The following is a 1507-nucleotide window of genomic DNA, read 5'->3' as shown; positions in this document are numbered from 1 at the left end:
ACCACTGTCAAAGTATCGGGATCGCAGATAGGATGACCTAATGCTCCAAAACTGTATCCGTTTTTGATTTCTTTAATAAATGTCAAAGTTCCGATACCCGCAGCACTGTCTCTTATCCATAATCCCAGCTTATATCTTCCGCTTGCAACATCCAATGCAGGAGTTATTTCTGTAATTCTTTCTTTGTTCTTTCTTATGTACTTAAGTTTTAAATTTTGACCGCAATTTTCAGGACTATTAATTATGCGGTCTAGCGATGTAACGCCTTGTATTTCTTCACCTGCTATTTCAGTTAATACATCGCCGTTTTCCAAACCTGCCGCCCTAGAAGGAGAAACATTACCGTTTTCAGTAAGTATATCGGTAACACCTATGACAATGACACCTTTTGAAGCAATCGTCATTCCTATAGGCATTCCTCCTACATAAACATATTCTGATTTTTTGGCTGATGTATTAATACTGATGTTTTGAGAAGAAATTAAATTATCTCTTATATTGTAAGTTGGATTTATATTTATAATTAATGCGATCAAAAAAAACGCAAATAAAATTCCTAAAATAGACCTAAAAATACGCACTATGTACACCTCGCAAATAATTTTATGTTATAAGGACGTATTTCTAGTTTGGGTTATGTTTTGATTTTTAATACAAGGTATTGATTACTAAATATTGGCGAAAAAATTATGAATTAATTTTAGATTTATAATCATTACTCAGCCGCTTTAACTCAGCAGCATGATCTAATGATAATTGACTTGTTTCATATCCGCCTGATAGTCTAGCTATCTCTTTTAGCGTTTGTTCATAATCCAGTTTCTTTACATGTGTATAAGTCTTGCCGTCATTTTCATCTTTGTAAATAAGATAATTTTGGTCTGCCATAGCACAAATGGTTGCAAGATGGGATATGGTAATAACCTGTCGAGATCTAGAGATTTCGGCAAGCTTGTTGGCTACAGTTTGTCCGATACGACCGCTTATGCCTGTATCAATTTCATCAAAAATCATAGTGTCAATATTATCTAGCTTAGATAAAATTACTTTTAAGGCAAGCATAATTCTGGATAATTCACCGCCTGATGCAATCTTGGTAAGCGGCTTGGCAGGCTCGCCTATATTAGCGGATATAAAAAACTCCATTTTATCAAAACCATCTGCTGTAACTATTTCGGAAAATTCTTCTATTGCTGGAATATCATTAAAAGCAACTTCAAATCTGCTGCCAGTCATTCCTAAGTCATTTAATTCTCTTTGAACAGCAGAACAAAATTCTATGGCGCTTGCTCGTCTTCTTTGTGATAATTCTAGCGCTTTTTCATACAGTTGAGAACGAAATTTTTGGATTTCTGAATTCAATCTCTCAATTTCTTTTTCACTAGAATTAAGTCTGTCAAAATCTTTTTGAGCGCGTTCTAAAAACTTATTGATTTCATCAAAATCAGCACCGTACTTTCTCTTTAGATTTTTTATCAATTCAAGACGCGCTTCAATTTTATCTGCA

At 34.1% G+C, this 1507-nt stretch carries 2 protein-coding genes; both read right to left on the bottom strand.

What is annotated here, in order from left to right; all coding sequences use genetic code 11:
- Positions 1 to 581: SpoIVB peptidase S55 domain-containing protein (locus VIL26_08535; protein ID HEY8390972.1), on the bottom strand; the 581-nt coding region annotated here is incomplete at its 3' end.
- A gap of 106 nt (positions 582 to 687) precedes the next feature.
- A partial coding sequence (locus VIL26_08530) for a DNA repair protein RecN (GenBank protein ID HEY8390971.1) occupies positions 688 to 1507 on the bottom strand: 820 nt, incomplete at its 5' end.

Source organism: Clostridia bacterium, assembly GCA_036562685.1.
GTDB lineage: Bacteria > Bacillota > Clostridia > Christensenellales > DUVY01 > DUVY01.
Note: the sequence above shows the minus strand (reverse complement) of the source record. Positions and strands in the feature narration are given on the sequence as shown.